Here is a 15,233-nt window from a genome sequence, read left to right on the forward strand (position 1 = left end):
TGCGGTCATGGAAACACCAGAAAGCCTAGGCGATTACGCCGACGTTACGGCCTGCTGCCGCGAACATGCCCAGGATCTGCTCCACCTGCTCCGCCGAATGCTCGGCACAGAGCGAGCAGCGCAGCAGCGTCATGTTCGCCGGCGTCGCGGGCGGGCGCGCGAGGTTTACATAAAGCCCCTCGGCGAGCAGCGCTTCCCACATCGCGGCGCCGCGCTCGAGATCGGGCATGATCACCGCGATGATCGCCGATTGTGGCTCTTCGGTGCCGAGCTGGAAGCCGAGCTCCTTCAGCCCCTTGTGCAGCCGCTTGGAATTTTCCCAGAGGTGCGCGCGCTTGTTGCCGCCGTGCATCAGTTTGCGGATCGAGGTCGCCGCGGTCGCGACGACGCTGGGCGGCAGCGAGGCCGTGAAGACATAGGGGCGGCAGACAAGCCGCAGGATTTCGAACTTGGGGTGGTTAGACACGCAGAAGCCGCCAACGGTGCCGACGCTCTTGGAGAAGGTCCCGATGACGAAATCGACATCGTCGAGCACGCCCTGGTCTTCCGCCACGCCACGCCCATTGGGCCCCATAAAGCCCATCGAATGCGCCTCGTCGACGAGCACCATCGCGCCCGCTTCCTTGGAAACGCGGATCATTTCCCTGAGCGGGGCGATGTCGCCCAGCATCGAATAGACGCCCTCGAGCACGACGAGCTTGCCCGCATCGGCGGGCAGGCGCCTGAGCCGCTTTTCGAGCGCCTCGATATCATTGTGGCGGAACGCGACGATTTCGGCGTCGCCCATCTTGCAGCCGTCATAGATCGAGGCATGGCTGTCGATGTCGAGGATGACATAGTCGCCCTTGCCCGCGATCGTCGAGATGATGCCGAGATTGGCCTGATAGCCGGTGGAGAACACCATGGCGTGATCCATGGCGTAGAATTCCTTGAGCGCCTCCTCGACCTCCCGGTGGCCCTGATAGGTGCCGTTGAGCACGCGGCTGCCCGTGGTGCCCGCGCCGAATTCGTCGAGCGCCTGCTTGCCCGCCGCGATCACGTCGGGGTCGAAGGTCATGCCCATATAGTTGTAGGTGCCGAGCAGGATCGTCTCCCTGCCGTTGCAGATCGCCACGGTTGGCGACTTCACCTTTTCCATCACGAGGCTGAAGGGGTCTTTCACCCCCGTCGCGAGCAGCGCCTCGCGCTGCTGGATCAGCGGGTCGAATTTGGAAAAGAGGTCAGTCATTCTTCGCTTCCTGTCATCCACGCGAAAGCGGGGATCCAGGAGCACCGCCTCGTTCGGATGAAACTGAGTTCGTGGATTCCCGCTTTCGCGGGAATGACAATCAAGACTTAACCCTTGAGCTTGCCGACCGCGTCGACGAGCTGGCCGACATTCTCGATCTCGGCCTGCATGTTCATCGTGATGATGATGTCGAATTCGTCCTCGATCGCCGCGACGAAATCCATGACGGTCAGGCTGTCCCATTCGAGATCGCCCGCAAAGGTGGTGGTTTCGGTCAGCGCGACGCCCTTTTTATTGAAGGGTTCGATCTGCGCGGCAACGGTATCGAAGATCTGCTGTCTGTCGGTCATGCGCGGTCCTTAATCCTATGCGAGCCCCATTGCCAAGCGATTGCGGCACAAAAGCGGCGTTCGCGTTGCTTGTCGAGGGCAGGGCACCATGTCATGATCGCGCCATGGGGGACGAACCAGACAGCAAGCCCGGCGTGATGCCGGGCCAGAAATTCCCGTCCAATGCGGTGCACCTCGTCCGTACCGTCGAGCAGATCAATGTCCAGTTGAGCCAGATGGCCGATCAGAAGGCGTCGATCCTGATGGGCGCGACGTTCGTCGTTTTCACGATTTCGATCGGGCAGGCGCGCAGCGACGGCGAACTCGTCGTGCCGCTGATGGTGCTCGCATTCTTTTCCTTCGGCTCGGCGATGCTCGCGGTGCTCGCGATCCTGCCCGCGACCCGCCCGAGGCCGGGCGCCGACCTCAACATCCTGTTCTTCGGGCATTTCACGCAATTGAGCGAAACCGAATTCGCCGATCGCGTCATCGCCGAACTGCATGACGAGGAAGCGCTCTACCGGCTGATGCTGCGCGACGTCTATCAGAACGGGCAGGTGCTCCAGCACAAGAAATACCGCTTTCTCGGGCTCGCCTATCGCACCTTCCTGGTCGGGCTCGTTTCCACCTTCGCGGCCTTCGTGGCGCAATATCTGTTTCAGGGCTGATCGTTGCGCCGCTACAGGCTCAGCCGAGCCACCCCTTGCGGCGATACCAGGCCGCGGTCGCCTTCAGCCCCGCGCGCGTGTTGACTTGCGGCTCCCAAAGCCTGGCGGGCGGACGCTTTGCGGGATCGATCACCCAGTCGGGATGGCTGAAATAGTTGACGCGGTCCTGCGTCAGCTTGGCGCGCGTGCGGCGCACCGTGCGATCGATCCGCGAGGCGAAGCTCAAGAGCGGCTTGGGCGCGGCGAGCGTCGAGACACGCCGGCCCACCCCCCAGCCGATCGCACGCGCGAAGCTGCGATGCGTCCAGCCGCCCTCGACACCATCGTCCGCCTCGTAGATCTGGCCGATCGAATCCCGGTCGTCGACGACCGCGAGCAACAACCGCGCCAGGTCGCTGACCTCGATCACCGACATATGGCCCGCGGGCGGCAACAGGACGAGTCCGCGTTTCGCCATCTTGAAGAGATCGAGCATCTCGGTGTCTTCGGGGCCGTAGATCGCGGGCGGGCGCACCATCGTCCAGTCGAGCGCGCTCGCCGCGACGACCTGTTCGGCGCCGAGCTTGGACCAGCCATAGTCGGACAGGGCGGGTTCGCGCGCGGCGAGCGAGGAGACGTGGATGAAGCGGCGGACGCCCGCGGCGCGCGCCGCTTCGATCATGGCGCGCGTGCCCGCGATATTGCCCGCCTCGAACCCCGCGCGATCGGGGGCGTTGACCACGCCGGCGATGTGGATGACGGCATCGGCGCCGCTCGCGAGTACACGCAGCGCCTCGGGGTGATCGAGCGCACCCTCGATCCAGGTTACGCCTTCCTGCGCGTCCTGCGGCCGGCGCGTTAGCGCGCGGACCGCAAAACCCCGGTCGCGCGCGAGGCGCTGCACGGCCTTGCCGACGAAGCCCGTCGCGCCGGTCAGTGCGATCGTGGGGGCAGGGGTGTTCACAGCAGCACCAGATGGTCGCGGTGGATCACCGCGGTGCGCGGCGCATAGCCCAGTATCCCGGCATGGTCGGCGCTGCGCTTGCCGCTGATCTTCGCCGCGTCCTGATGGTCATATTCGGCAAGGCCGCGCGCGATGGTGCGTCCGTCGGGGGCGATCACGTCGATCACGTCGCCACGTTCGAAGCTGCCGATCACTTCGGTTGCGCCCGCCGCGAGCAGGCTCTTGCCCTGGCCAAGCGCGGTGGCCGCGCCCGCGTCAACATGCACCGCGCCCGCGACGCGCAGCCTTCCAGCAAGCCACGCCTTGCGCGCGCCCGCACGCTTTTCGGGAAGAAAGATCGTGCCGCAATCGCCCTTGAAATAGCGCGCGAGCGGATGGTCGTGCTGGCCTGAAACGATTGCGAGTGCGGCACCCGCGCTGTTCGCGATGCGCGCCGCCTGCAGCTTGGAGACCATCCCGCCCGAGCCCATGCCCGAGGCGGTGCGGCTATCGGCCATCGCCATGATGCCGGCATCGAGCTTCTCGACGCAGGGGATGCGCGTCGCAGTCGGATCGTGCGCGGGATTGGCGGTGTAGAGCCCGTCGACATCGGAGAGCAGGATGACGCCCTGTGCGCCCGCCGCCTGCGCGACGCGCGCGGCGAGCCGGTCATTATCGCCGAAGCGGATCTCGGCGGTGGCGACGCTGTCATTCTCGTTGATCACGGGGATCACGCCCAGCGTCAGCAGCCGGTCGAGCGTCGCGCTGGCGTTGAGATAGCGGCGGCGATCCTCGAGATCGTCGAGCGTCACGAGCATCTGCGCGGCGATGATGCCGTGCGCGGCAAGCAAATCGGCCCAGATCTGCGAGAGCGCGATCTGGCCCGTCGCAGCGGCTGCCTGCGCGTCCTCGAGGCTGGCGCGGCCACCCTTGGGCAGCTTGAGTCGGCGTGCGCCGAGCGCGATCGCGCCGGACGAGACGATCGCGACATGCTGCCCGGCCTTCTGCGCGTCGGCGATGTCCTTCACCAGCGTGCCGAGCCAGCGGCTGCGGATTGCGCCGTCAGGATCGACGAGCAGCGCCGAGCCCACCTTGACGATCAGGCGCGGGCACCGGGCGGCGGAGAAGCGGGCGCTGTCGCGGCTCAGATCGGCGACCATTCCCCGCTTTCCCCTTCGTCCTCCTCAGCCGGCTCGGCCTCGGGCCCCGGCTGGCCGATCGCCGCGATCAGGCGGTCGAGCACCGCCTCGAGCCCCTGGCCCGAAGCACCCGAAAGCGGCAGCACCTCTGCACCGCTTTCGGCGGCAAGCTCGGCCGAGAGCGCTTCGATCAGTTCGTCATCGAGTGTGTCGACCTTGTTGAGCGCGACGATCTCGACCTTGTCGGTCAGCCCCGCGCCGTAATTCTCGAGCTCGTCGCGGACGGTGCGATAGGCAGTGGCTGGATCCTCGCCATTGGCGTCGACGAGATGCAGCAGCACCTTGCAGCGTTCGATATGGCCGAGGAAGCGGTCGCCGATGCCCGCGCCTTCGGCAGCACCCTCGATCAGTCCGGGAATGTCGGCGACGACGAACTCGCGGTCGCGGTGGCGAACGACGCCGAGCTGGGGTCGCGTGGTCGTGAAGGGATAATCGCCGACCTTGGCCTTGGCGTTGGTCACAGCGTTGATGAAGGTCGACTTGCCCGCATTGGGCAGGCCGACAAGGCCGGCATCGGCGAGCAGCTTGAGGCGCAGCCAGACCCACATCTCCTCGCCCGGCCAGCCAGTCCCGTGCTGGCGCGGGGCGCGGTTGGTCGAGGTCTTGTAGCTGGCATTGCCGCGTCCGCCGTCGCCGCCGCGCAGGAACACCACTTTTTCACCGGCTTTGGTGAAGTCGGCAAGGATGTGCTCCATGTCATCGGACAGTACCTGTGTTCCGATCGGAACACGGATCACGAGGTCCTTGCCGCCGCCGCCCGTCTTGTTCGAGCCCGCGCCGCCCTTGCCGCGCGGTGCCTTGAAGTGCTGGGTATAGCGGAAGTCGATGAGCGTATTGAGGCCCGGCACGGCTTCGAACACGATATCGCCGCCCTTGCCGCCGTCACCGCCGTCGGGGCCACCATATTCGATGAACTTTTCGCGGCGAAAGCTGACGGCACCGGGGCCGCCGGTGCCCGAACGCACGTAAATCTTGGCTTGATCGAGAAAATGCATGGCGCGCGCTTAGCGCGGATCGCGCCGGAATTAAACCTTTACGCTATTCCGCGTCGTCGCGGCGCAGCGCGACTGAGTTGCGGAGCTGTTCAGCCGCGATCTGGCGCGCCTTGTCGCGCGGCAGGCCGAGCGCACTCGCCATCGGGCCGCCGAGCAGCGAATCGCCCAACGCGGTGAGCACAAGCGCAAGCGTTTCCTGCCGGATCAGGCTGTCCTCATTGTCGACCGCGAGATCATCGACAAGGTCGTGGATGGCATTGAGAATGGGATCGAGCGCGTCCTCGTTGCCCGAAAGGATCATCCAGCTGGCGAGCGCGCCCGCGCCCTCCTTGTCGAAGGCGTCGAAGGTGAGATCGACCACCTCGCGCGGATCGCCATGCTCGGCGCGCGTCTTCATGACGGCGGCGCCGATCTTGGCGGTCACCGTCTCGGCCATCATCTCGGCGAGCGCCTTTTGCAGCCCTGATGCCGAGCCGAAATGATGGAGCAGATTGGCGTGTGTCCGCCCGATTCGCGCAGCGACGGCCTTGAGCGTCACCGCCTGCGGCCCCGCCTCGATCAACAGCGCGCGCGCGGCTTCCAGCGCGGCGGCCCGGCTCAGCTCCGGGCTCAATCTCTTCTTCACTATTGACATCTATGTAAGCAACATGCATCCCTGTTGATCAAGGAGCAATGGCAATGACCCAGGACAAGACCCCCACTGATCTTACCATTACCCCACGCGACCGCCGCTTCGGCAGAGGTCATGCGCAGAAACGGTGGTGGCTTGCCGGAGACCCCATTGCAACGGCTTTTTACAATGCGCTGTCAATCACCTTTCCCCGCGGCGAGGCGTTCTTCGTCGAGAGCGTGCGCGCGCACCGCGACGGTGTTCCCCCCAAGCTCGAGAAGGAAATCAACGCCTTCATCAAGCAGGAGGTGAACCACAGCCGCGAGCATGTGTCGTTCAACAAGCGCGTGACCGAGGCGGGTTACGATATCGCGCATCTCGAGCAGGTGGTCGTGGACTCGCTCGAGCTGACCAAGAACCGCCCCGAGATACTCAATCTCGCGGTCACCATGGCGCTCGAGCACTATACCGCGATCATGGCGCAGCAGATGCTCCAGGACGATCGCGTCTTCGCGGGCGCCGATCCCGAGCTGGTCCGCATGTGGCGATGGCACGCGATGGAAGAGATCGAGCACAAGGGCGTCGCCTATGACACCTGGCTCCACGCGACGAGGGACTGGTCGCGCTGGAAGCGGTGGAAGGTGAAGTCGATCATGATGCTGCTCGTCAGCAAGAATTTCTGGATCAACCGCGTCAAGGGCATGGCCTATCTGCTCAAGCAGGACGGCATCGAGGGTGCGGGCATGTGGCTGCGCATCGCGTGGTTCCTGCTCGGCAAGCCTGGCGCGTTGCGCCGTCTGCTGCCCGCATGGTCGGCCTTTTTCCTGCCCGGCTTTCACCCGTGGAACCATGACGACCGCAAGCTGATCGCGCTCGCCGAAAGCGAATATGAGGCGGCGATCATGCCCAGGGCGGCGGCAGCAGCCTGACATTTCGTTTCATACCGGCCGAAGCCGCAATTCCCTGGGTCTTCATATTGAAAGAAAAGGGAGGTTCCGGCTTTCGCCGGCGTGACGAATGTGATTGGGTCTGCGGATGCCCTATCCCTTTCCTGCTGCCCCCGTCATCGAAACCCCCCGCCTCATCCTGCGTGCCGACCGCGCCGAGGATTTCGACGATTTCGTGACACTGTGGGCCGATCCCGACGTGACGCGCTTCATCGGCGGCAAGCCCTTCACGCGTGCCGAAAGCTGGGCGCGCTTCCTGCGCAATGCGGGGCTGTGGCCGGTGCTCGGCTACGGCTATTGGGCAATCGAGGACAGGGCGACGCGCGCCTATCTGGGCAATATCGGCTTTGCCGATTTCGAACGCGGCATCGATTCGATCCGTGGCATGCCCGAGGCGGGCTGGGTGCTGCATCCACAGGCGCATGGGCAGGGGCTGGCGACGGAGATCGTCGGCGCGATCACCGGATGGGCGGATGCCAATCTGCCGCATCCCGAAACCGCGTGCATCATCGATCCGGGCAATATCCCCTCGATCCGCGTTGCCGAGAAGAACGGTTTCGTCGCGCAGGGGCTGGTCGATTTCGCGGGCAGCCAGACGACGGTGTTCAAGCGCGCCAGGCGCTAGAGCCTTTCCCGGCAAGGCGGAATCGCCTTGCCGGATAAGAAAGGCTCTCGACTCAATATCTTGGGAGCATCAAAAATGAACATGTTGGGGGCATGTATATTTTTGATGCTTCCCGATCGAAAAACCGGTTCCCACTTTTTCGGAAAGTGCCCTAGCGCCGCCCCGGCACAGGGCCGGAGCGGCAGGGTGCGCCCTCACGCCGCAAGCGGCACGAGCGGGGTGGGGCAGGGCATCGAGCCGTCCTCAGCGTCGCGGACATAGAGTGCGCACAGCGCCTCTTCGCCGCGCCCCTGGCTTTCGCGCGGAACGACGCGGCCGGTCGGGCGGAAGCCCAGCTTCCTGAGAACGCGGCCCGAGGCGGGATTGTCGACGAAATGGCCCGCGGCCAGCGCACGGATGCCGAGCGCATTCGCCAGCTCGACGAGCGCGCGGCCGGCCTCGGTGGCATAGCCCAGCCCCCAATGCGGACGGCTGATCCAGTAGCCGAGCTCGATGTTGGTGCCATCGGGGGTCGGGCCCAGCCCACAGCCGCCGACCAGTCGCGGCGCACCGTGGGTACGCGCGAAGATCAGGAAGCTGGGCAACCTGGAATCACGCTCCTGCGCAAGGAAGGCGCGCGCCTTGGCGATGTCATAGGGCCAGGGCGCGGTCGCCAGGTTGCGCACGATCGCTTCCTCGCCGATCGCGCGGGCAAGCGCGGGCGCGTCCTCGGCCCAGCCGGGCCGCAGCAGCAATCTTTCGGTACGCACGAACATGGGTCTCTCCTCTGTTTTCGCGTGCCCAATGCCGCAGCAAAATTACGACACCGAGACAGAACGGTTGAAAATCCGTTGCCATGCGACAGTCCGCGAAGGGCTGGCGACGGAACGGTTTGAGGGAGACAACAAAAAAGGGAGCGGGGGCTATCCCGTCTCCCTCTGTGCCTGCCGCAGCAGGACTTCGGGTCGCCCCCAGGGCGACCCGTCAATGGGTTCGCCCGATTATTCGGCCGCTTCCGCCATAATATCTACCGAACAGAATTTGCGGCCGAGTTTGCCGTCATGGAAGGTCACGCGACCGTCAATGAGCGCAAAAAGCGTGTGGTCCTTGCCGATGCCGACATTGCGGCCCGGATAGAACTTGGTGCCGCGCTGACGCACGAGGATGTTGCCGGCGATCACTTCCTGACCACCAAACTTCTTCACACCAAGGCGGCGACCGGCTGAGTCGCGACCGTTGCGGGAGGAACCGCCTGCTTTCTTATGTGCCATCTCTCAAACTCCTTGGGCGCTCAGGCGACTTATTCGGCGGACTTGGCGGCGGCCTTCTTGGCCGGTGCCTTCTTCTCGGCGGCGGGCTTTTCAGCCGCGGCTTCGGCCTTGGGGGCCTCTGCTTCCGCCTTCTTCGGAGCGGCCTTGGCCTTCTCCGCGCCGATCGCGGTGATCTTCAGGATCGTGTGCTGCTGGCGGTGACCGTTCTTGCGACGATAATTATGCCGGCGGCGCTTCTTGAAGACGATGACCTTCTCGCCCTTCGCCTGCGCGACGATCTCGGCCGAGACCGTGAGACCCTTGGTGGGCTTCAGCTCGCTGCCTTCGCCGGCCAGCAGGACGTCGTCCAGCGCAACGCTGTCACCGGCGTTACCCGCCAGCTTCTCGACTACGATCTTGTCTCCTGCGGCAACGCGATATTGCTTGCCGCCCGTACGCACGATAGCGAACATGGCTTGTCTCTTCATCTTCTAATTCGGTTCACGCGAACGATCGACCACGGTCAAACCCCCGCGCGGGAAAGTGGCCCGTTAGCTTCCGAACGCTCCGCTGTCAACGTCAAATCCCCGCGGATTACAGGGAAATTCGAACATTTCCGGCGGACGGAGAGCGGCCACTGGCGACTCGGGATCCAGCTAGCCGATCAGCGGCCCGCAATCCAGCTTTGAGTCACATTGCCGTCATCATCAAGCGCGACGAGGTCGGCGCGCAGCCCCGGTGCGATGCTGCCGGTCTCGTGCCCAATGCCCAGAAATTCGGCGGGATTGCGGCTCGCCATGCCGATCGCGGTTTCCAGCGACACGCCCAGCATCGCGACCGAATTGCGCACCGCGCCCGCCATGTCGAGGTCCGATCCCGCGAGCGTGCCGTCGGCATTGACGCACACGCCGTCGACCACCTTTACCGTCTGCCCCTGAAGCACGAAGGTTTTGTCGACCATGCCGACGCTGGGCATCGCATCGGTCACGAGCATGAAGCGGTCGGCGGGCTTGCAGCGCAGCGCAAGGCGCATCGTTACCGGATCGATATGGCGCCCGTCGACGATCAGCCCGCACCAGCTCTCCATATCCTCGAGCGCCGCGCCCACCGCGCCCGGTTCGCGCGAGGTGAGCGGGGACATCGCGTTGAACAGGTGCGTGAAGCCCCTGAGGCCATTGTCGAGCGCCGTACGAATCTCGGCATAGCGGCCATTGGTATGGCCGGCGGCGACGATGACGCCCGCAGCCGCGAGCCGCCGCAGCATCTCGGGCGTCGTCTGCTCGGGGGCGAGCGTGACGAGCGTCCGTCCGCGCTTGAGCCCTGTAACGGTGGCGAATCCCTCATCATCGAGCGCGCGGATCTTGGAACGGTCGTGGATGCCCTTGCGTGCAACATTGAGGAAGGGCCCCTCGATATGGATGCCGATCACGCCGGGCACGCCCGCCTCGATCGCGGCATCGACCGCAGCCACGCCGCGGCGCACGACCTCGAGGTCGTCGCTGATCAGCGTGGGCAGGAAGCCCGTCGTGCCATAGCGGCGGTGCGCCTCGCCGATCGCGGCAATCGCCTCAACCGTGGGCGAATCGTTGAACAGTACGCCGCCGCCGCCATTGACCTGCGAATCGATGAAGCCCGGCACGAGCATCCGGCCAGCCAGATCGTGGCGTTCGCTATTTGCGGAAATTTCAGCGCTCGCTACGACCGCCGCGATCCTCGATCCGTCCACTATGACTGCGCTGTCTTCTGAAAAGCCCTCGTCGGTCAGTACGCGGGCGTTGACGAGTGCGAACGGCATCAGACGGTTTCCGTGACCTTGGCCAGATGGGGCGGTGTGTCGGGGTTGAAGCCGCGCGCAATCGAAAGCGCATTGGCGGCGCGGTAGAAGGACTGGATCTGGAGCATCGGCTCGATCGCGGGATGCGCCTTCACAGACGGCAGCTGGATCGCGCCTTTGGCGGCGGGGCCGGCGACAAGCACCTCCCCGCCGCGCGCGACCACCCCGGAAACCAGATCGTCGATGCTGCTCTCGGTCTCGTCGGACTGGCGGAAGACGAGCAGCGGAAAGCCGGGGCCGACGAGCGCCATCGGGCCGTGCCTTACCTCCGCGGCACTGAACGCCTCGGCATGAAGGCCGCAGGTCTCCTTGAACTTGAGTGCTGCTTCCTGCGCGATGCCAAGGCCGAGCCCGCGCCCGATGACATAGAGTCCGCGCACGTTCCTGAACCGGTCGACGAGCGGCGACCAGTCGGCGTCCCAGGCCTGGCCGAGCTGCGCGGGGGCGGCATCGAGCGCGTCGGAAAGCGCGGAATCACGGCTCCAGGCCGCAACGAGATCGACCAGCGCCGCGAGCGTCGCGATATAGCTCTTGGTCGCCGCGACGCTGAGTTCGGGGCCGGCGCCCAGCGGCAGAACCGCGTCGGCGAGCTGCGCCAGCGGCGAATCCTCGACATTGACGAGCGCGGCGCTGAGCGCTCCCGCGCCCTTCGCCGCCGCGACGGTGGCAAGCAGGTCGGGACTCTTGCCCGATTGCGAGATGGCAAGGCACAGCGCGTCGGCGGCGCGTGGCGACACGCCATAAACCGAGGCAATCGAGGGCGCCTGGGACGAGGTGACGACGCCCAGCCGCGTCTCGATCAGATATTTGGCGAAGGTCGCGGCGTGGTCCGAACTGCCGCGCGCGCATGTCAGCACCGCTGAAGGGGGCTGGCGGCGAAGCCGCTCGGCAAGCGCTGCGATGCGGTCGGCATTGGCGGCGCGCTGCTGCGCAATGGCCGCACCCGCTTCGCGTGCCTCGGCGAACATCCTGGTGGCCTCGGGAACGGGGAGACTCATGTGATCGCGTTCAGCTCTGCTACAAAGTCATAGGCGTCGCCGCGATACCAGCTATGCGTCATCTCGACGGGGCGACCGTCCTCGAGATAGCCGCGTCGTTCAATGAACAGGCCGGGCGCCCCCGGCTCGATGGCCAGCAGCTTCGCCTGTTCGGCGTTGAACAGTACCGCCCGCAGCCGCTGGAGCGCGCGCACCGGACGGTTCCCGGCGGCCTCGAGTGCGGCATAGAGCGACGCGTCGACCGCATCTGCCGATGGTAGCGCGGTCCCGAGGATCGTCGAATATTCGAGCGCCATCGGCATCTCGTCGGCATAGCGGATACGGTTGAAGCGGAAGACGCGCGTGCCCGGGCTCAGCCCCAGCGTCAACGATTCGTCGGAGGTGACCGCGCCTTCGGACTTGCTCAGCCATTCGCTGCGTGCGCTGCGGCCGCGCGTCGCCATGTCCTCCGAAAAGCTCGTGAGCTTGGAAAACTGCTTTTCGACGCGACCGGCGACGAATGTGCCCGCGCCCTGGCGGCGCGTGAGCATCCCCTCGTTGACCAGCCCGTCGAGCGCCTTGCGGACGGTGATGCGCGAGACCTCGAAATCGCTCGCGAGGTCGCGCTCGGGCGGCAGGGCCTCCTCGGGCTTGAGCATCTGTGTCTCGATCGCGCGACGCAACGCCTGCTGCAATCGCTGGTAGAGCGGCGCATGGCCGTTGGTGTCCAGCGATCCGATCTGCTCGGCCAGGCTCATCGCCTCCGGTCTCCCAGTGTCTTTCGTTTCCGGGCGTGAGCGCCCCCTGCCGTTCATATAAGACCAATTGATTACCTCTTGCCAACAGATAATTTCGAAAAACGCAAAAAAATTGTCACGAAGTCACTTGACGACGGGATTGGTCTGGTTGATGGTCCTGTCATTGGTCTGTCATTGGTTACAGATTGGCATGAAGTCCAAAAGGACGTGCCAGGGAAGGGGAGAGGCTGAGATGACATTGCACAAATTCCTCGCAGGTTCGGCGAGCGTGCTCGCCTTCATGGCGAGTGCCGGCGGTGCCTGGGCGCAGGAGGCTGCGCCGACCGAAGGTGACGAGATCATCGTCACGGGCTTTCGTGCCTCACAGGCAGCGTCGATCGACGCAAAGCGCAATTCGGGCGTCGTCGCCGACGTCATCACCGCCGAGGACATCGGCAAGTTTCCCGACAAGAACGTCGCCGAAGCGCTGCAGCGCGTACCGGGCATCGTCGTCAACCGCGAGTTTGGCGAAGGCGAGCGCGTTTCGGTTCGCGGCACCGCGCCCAACCTCACCAAGACACTGCTCAACGGCCACTCCGTGGCGACCGCGGACTGGTTCATCCTCGACCAGCTCGCGTCGGTCCGCAGCTTCAACTACCTCATCCTGCCCTCGGACGTCGTGGGTCAGCTCGAGGTCTACAAGAGCTCGCAGGCCGATATCGAGGAAGGCGGCGTCGGCGCTACCATCAACGTCCACACGCGCAACCCGCTCGACCTTGACCCGTTCACCTTCACCGGCTCGATCCAGGGCGTCTATTCGGACCGCTCCAGCTCATTCGATCCGCAGCTTTCGGGCCTGGTGAGCTGGAAAAATGCCGATGAAACCTTCGGCATCCTGCTCGGCGCCATCTATCAGAAACGCGAAACCCGGCGCGATGGCGTGGAGGTGCTCGGCTACGACACGCGGACCGTGGCGGGGCAGAGCGTGGCGGTTCCCGCGCTGATCGGCTCGGCGCTGTTCCGCCAGGACCGGGAACGCTATGGCGGCAATATCGGTATCCAGTTCCGCCCGTCGGACGCGCTGGAGATCAACCTCACGGGCCTCTATTCGCGACTCAACGCCGACAACTACAACCAGAACTATCTGCTCTGGCCCGGCCGCGCGATTGGCGACGGCGGCACCGTCACCAATCCGGTATTCGAGGACGGGACGCTCGTTTCTGCCGGCGTGACCTCGCTCCCCGGCAGCCGCGCGGTCGTGTTCGACGCGATCAGCCGCCAGGCGGTCGCCAAGACGATGTCGATCGATCTCGACGTCACCTACAGGCCCGCCGAGAATACGACCATCCACGCCAAGGGCGGCTGGACCAAGGCCGATGGCGACACGGTCAACGAGTATTTCCTCGAGACCGCCGCGCCCGGTTCGATCACCTTCGACATCACCACCCAGGCGCCCTCGGGGGCCGTGCTCGTCCCCGACGCGACCTCGCCCGCGAACATGCTCATCGACTTTGCGCGCCTGCCGACGGTCAAGAGCGACGACGAAGAGAAATATATCTACGTCGACGTCGAGCAGGGGGTCGATTGGGGTCCGCTGAACGCACTGAAATTCGGGTTCAAATATGCTGATCACGATCGCAGCGCGCTGTGGATGAGCACGTCCTTCGATCCATTCGTGACCGGCCTGACCTGTGGCGCAGCGCTCTGCACGGCCGCCGATTTTGCAAGCGGCGAGCTGACGCCGGGCAATTTCCTGAAGAACATCGCCTCGCCGGGCACGCTCACCGACTATTGGACGGTCGACCAGCGCAAGCTCAAGGATATCTTCAGCGCGCAGCCGGCGGCCAACCGCACCCGCTTCGTCGTTCCCGGCAATACCTTCTCGGTCAACGAGAAGACCTATGGCGGCTATGGCATGGCCAAGTTCGGCGGTGAGGGCTGGAAGGGCAATTTCGGTGTCCGCGTCATCAGGACCGACCAGACCTCGAACGGCAACCTGCTGGGTGCGCCCAACCCGACCAACACCAGCCCGTTCGGCAACTTCACCCCGGTCACGATCGAGCGGTCCTACACCGACGTCCTGCCCAGCGCGAACCTGTCGATCGACGTGACCGACCAGATCGTGCTGCGCTTTGCCGCGGGTCGCGTCGTGGCGCGTCCCGACTTCCAGGCGGTGACCGCGGGCGTCAACCTCAACGGCACCACGCTGACGGGTGACGGCGGCAATCCGGATCTCGATCCGTTCCGCGCGAACCAATACGACATTTCGCTCGAATGGTATCCCGATCGCGAGACGATCGTGGCTTTGGCGGCCTTCTACAAGGACATCGGATCCTATATCGTCAACCAGACCACGACCGAGGTCTTCCCGGGCCAGTTCGTGCCGGGCACCCAGCCCGCGGTCTGCACGCCGATCACGGGAAGCCCGGGCCTGTTCGATTGTCCGTACCAGATCAACCGCCCTTCCAATGGCCCGGGCGGGCGCAACCAGGGCATCGAGTTCCAGGTTTCGCGGCCGATCTGGGGCGGCTTCGGTGCGGTCTTCAACTATACCTATTCGGACGCCAAGGCCGACAACGGCGATCCGATCCCGGGCAACTCCAAGCATTCGCTCAACGTGACGGGCTATTACGAGACCGACATGTTCAGCGCGCGCCTGTCGTACAACTACCGGTCGAAGTTCTTCATCAACATCGACCGCGCGGCTCCGCTCAACCAGGCGGCGCTTGAAGGGCTCGATGCAGCGTTCGTGTTCAACGTCACCGACAATATCGCGCTGACCGCCGATGCGGTGAACCTGACCAACGAAAAGATCGTGCAGTTTTCGGGCACCACGGTTCGCCCGCGCGCGATCTACGACAATGGACGGCAGTTCTTTGTTGGCGCCCGTCTGAAGTTCTGATCAGGATGGGCGGGCCGTTTCTGCGGCCCGC

Annotated in this window: 16 protein-coding genes; 4 read left to right on the forward strand and 12 right to left on the reverse strand. The window is 64.9% G+C overall.

What is annotated here, in order from left to right:
* Positions 1–25: 25 nt before the first annotated feature.
* Together spt and AC3WJD_RS07370 are read right to left on the reverse strand one after the other, a co-directional pair.
* On the reverse strand, positions 26–1,228 hold the full coding sequence (spt, locus tag AC3WJD_RS07365; protein ID WP_492745900.1) for a serine palmitoyltransferase: 1,203 nt from the start codon (positions 1,226–1,228) through the stop codon (positions 26–28).
* A gap of 107 nt (positions 1,229–1,335) precedes the next feature.
* The gene (locus tag AC3WJD_RS07370) at positions 1,336–1,578 is read right to left on the reverse strand and encodes an acyl carrier protein (protein WP_492745902.1); all 243 of its coding nucleotides are present in this window, start codon (positions 1,576–1,578) and stop codon (positions 1,336–1,338) included.
* Positions 1,579–1,682: 104 nt separating this feature from the next.
* Between AC3WJD_RS07370 and AC3WJD_RS07375 the strand changes: the two genes are divergently transcribed.
* Positions 1,683–2,225, forward strand: coding sequence for a Pycsar system effector family protein (locus AC3WJD_RS07375; RefSeq protein ID WP_492745904.1), 543 nt, complete (start codon positions 1,683–1,685; stop codon positions 2,223–2,225).
* Positions 2,226–2,244: 19 nt separating this feature from the next.
* Here the strand turns inward: AC3WJD_RS07375 and AC3WJD_RS07380 are convergent, their stop codons facing one another.
* The 4 genes from AC3WJD_RS07380 to AC3WJD_RS07395 are packed head-to-tail and all read right to left on the reverse strand — an operon-like array spanning position 2,245 to position 5,975.
* Complete coding sequence (locus AC3WJD_RS07380) at positions 2,245–3,168, reverse strand: NAD-dependent epimerase/dehydratase family protein (RefSeq protein WP_492745906.1); 924 nt, start codon at positions 3,166–3,168, stop codon at positions 2,245–2,247.
* Positions 3,165–4,307 carry a glutamate 5-kinase gene (proB, locus tag AC3WJD_RS07385; protein WP_492745908.1) on the reverse strand — a complete coding sequence of 381 codons (1,143 nt, stop codon included), beginning with the start codon at positions 4,305–4,307 and terminating at the stop codon, positions 3,165–3,167. The genes AC3WJD_RS07380 and proB overlap by 4 nt, the downstream gene beginning before the upstream one ends.
* Positions 4,292–5,341 (reverse strand): GTPase ObgE, encoded by a 1,050-nt coding sequence (gene obgE / locus AC3WJD_RS07390; protein ID WP_492745910.1) that lies wholly within the window; start codon positions 5,339–5,341, stop codon positions 4,292–4,294. Before obgE ends, proB begins: the two co-directional genes overlap by 16 nt.
* Before the next feature lie 43 nt (positions 5,342–5,384).
* A complete protein-coding gene (locus tag AC3WJD_RS07395) occupies positions 5,385–5,975 on the reverse strand; it encodes a TetR/AcrR family transcriptional regulator (protein ID WP_492745912.1) in 591 nt (196 codons plus the stop codon).
* Between the two features lie 44 nt (positions 5,976–6,019).
* On the opposite strand from AC3WJD_RS07395, the gene AC3WJD_RS07400 reads away from it, so the two are divergent.
* Together AC3WJD_RS07400 and AC3WJD_RS07405 are read left to right on the forward strand one after the other, a co-directional pair.
* Positions 6,020–6,880, forward strand: a complete 861-nt coding sequence (locus AC3WJD_RS07400) for a metal-dependent hydrolase (protein WP_492745914.1) — start codon at positions 6,020–6,022, stop codon at positions 6,878–6,880.
* Between the two features lie 106 nt (positions 6,881–6,986).
* A complete protein-coding gene (locus AC3WJD_RS07405; protein ID WP_492745916.1) occupies positions 6,987–7,523 on the forward strand; it encodes a GNAT family N-acetyltransferase in 537 nt (178 codons plus the stop codon).
* A gap of 194 nt (positions 7,524–7,717) precedes the next feature.
* Here the strand turns inward: AC3WJD_RS07405 and AC3WJD_RS07410 are convergent, their stop codons facing one another.
* The 6 genes from AC3WJD_RS07410 to AC3WJD_RS07435 form a co-directional block, all read right to left on the reverse strand.
* Positions 7,718–8,278 carry a GNAT family N-acetyltransferase gene (locus tag AC3WJD_RS07410; protein ID WP_492745918.1) on the reverse strand — a complete coding sequence of 187 codons (561 nt, stop codon included), beginning with the start codon at positions 8,276–8,278 and terminating at the stop codon, positions 7,718–7,720.
* Positions 8,279–8,503: 225 nt separating this feature from the next.
* Positions 8,504–8,773: a 50S ribosomal protein L27 gene (gene rpmA, locus AC3WJD_RS07415; RefSeq protein WP_492745920.1), complete on the reverse strand. Its 270-nt coding sequence runs from the start codon at positions 8,771–8,773 to the stop codon at positions 8,504–8,506.
* Positions 8,774–8,802: 29 nt separating this feature from the next.
* Positions 8,803–9,225, reverse strand: coding sequence for a 50S ribosomal protein L21 (gene rplU, locus AC3WJD_RS07420; protein WP_492745922.1), 423 nt, complete (start codon positions 9,223–9,225; stop codon positions 8,803–8,805).
* A gap of 191 nt (positions 9,226–9,416) precedes the next feature.
* Positions 9,417–10,547, reverse strand: coding sequence for an N-acetylglucosamine-6-phosphate deacetylase (gene nagA, locus AC3WJD_RS07425; RefSeq protein WP_492745924.1), 1,131 nt, complete (start codon positions 10,545–10,547; stop codon positions 9,417–9,419).
* The gene (locus tag AC3WJD_RS07430; protein WP_492745926.1) at positions 10,547–11,584 is read right to left on the reverse strand and encodes an SIS domain-containing protein; all 1,038 of its coding nucleotides are present in this window, start codon (positions 11,582–11,584) and stop codon (positions 10,547–10,549) included. The genes nagA and AC3WJD_RS07430 overlap by 1 nt, the downstream gene beginning before the upstream one ends.
* Positions 11,581–12,321 carry a GntR family transcriptional regulator gene (locus AC3WJD_RS07435; RefSeq protein WP_492745928.1) on the reverse strand — a complete coding sequence of 247 codons (741 nt, stop codon included), beginning with the start codon at positions 12,319–12,321 and terminating at the stop codon, positions 11,581–11,583. Before AC3WJD_RS07435 ends, AC3WJD_RS07430 begins: the two co-directional genes overlap by 4 nt.
* Before the next feature lie 232 nt (positions 12,322–12,553).
* On the opposite strand from AC3WJD_RS07435, the gene AC3WJD_RS07440 reads away from it, so the two are divergent.
* Positions 12,554–15,202, forward strand: a complete 2,649-nt coding sequence (locus AC3WJD_RS07440; protein WP_492745929.1) for a TonB-dependent receptor — start codon at positions 12,554–12,556, stop codon at positions 15,200–15,202.
* Positions 15,203–15,233 lie beyond the last annotated feature (31 nt).

This window comes from Sphingobium sp. FW306-1B-F04DB (genome assembly GCF_058781925.1).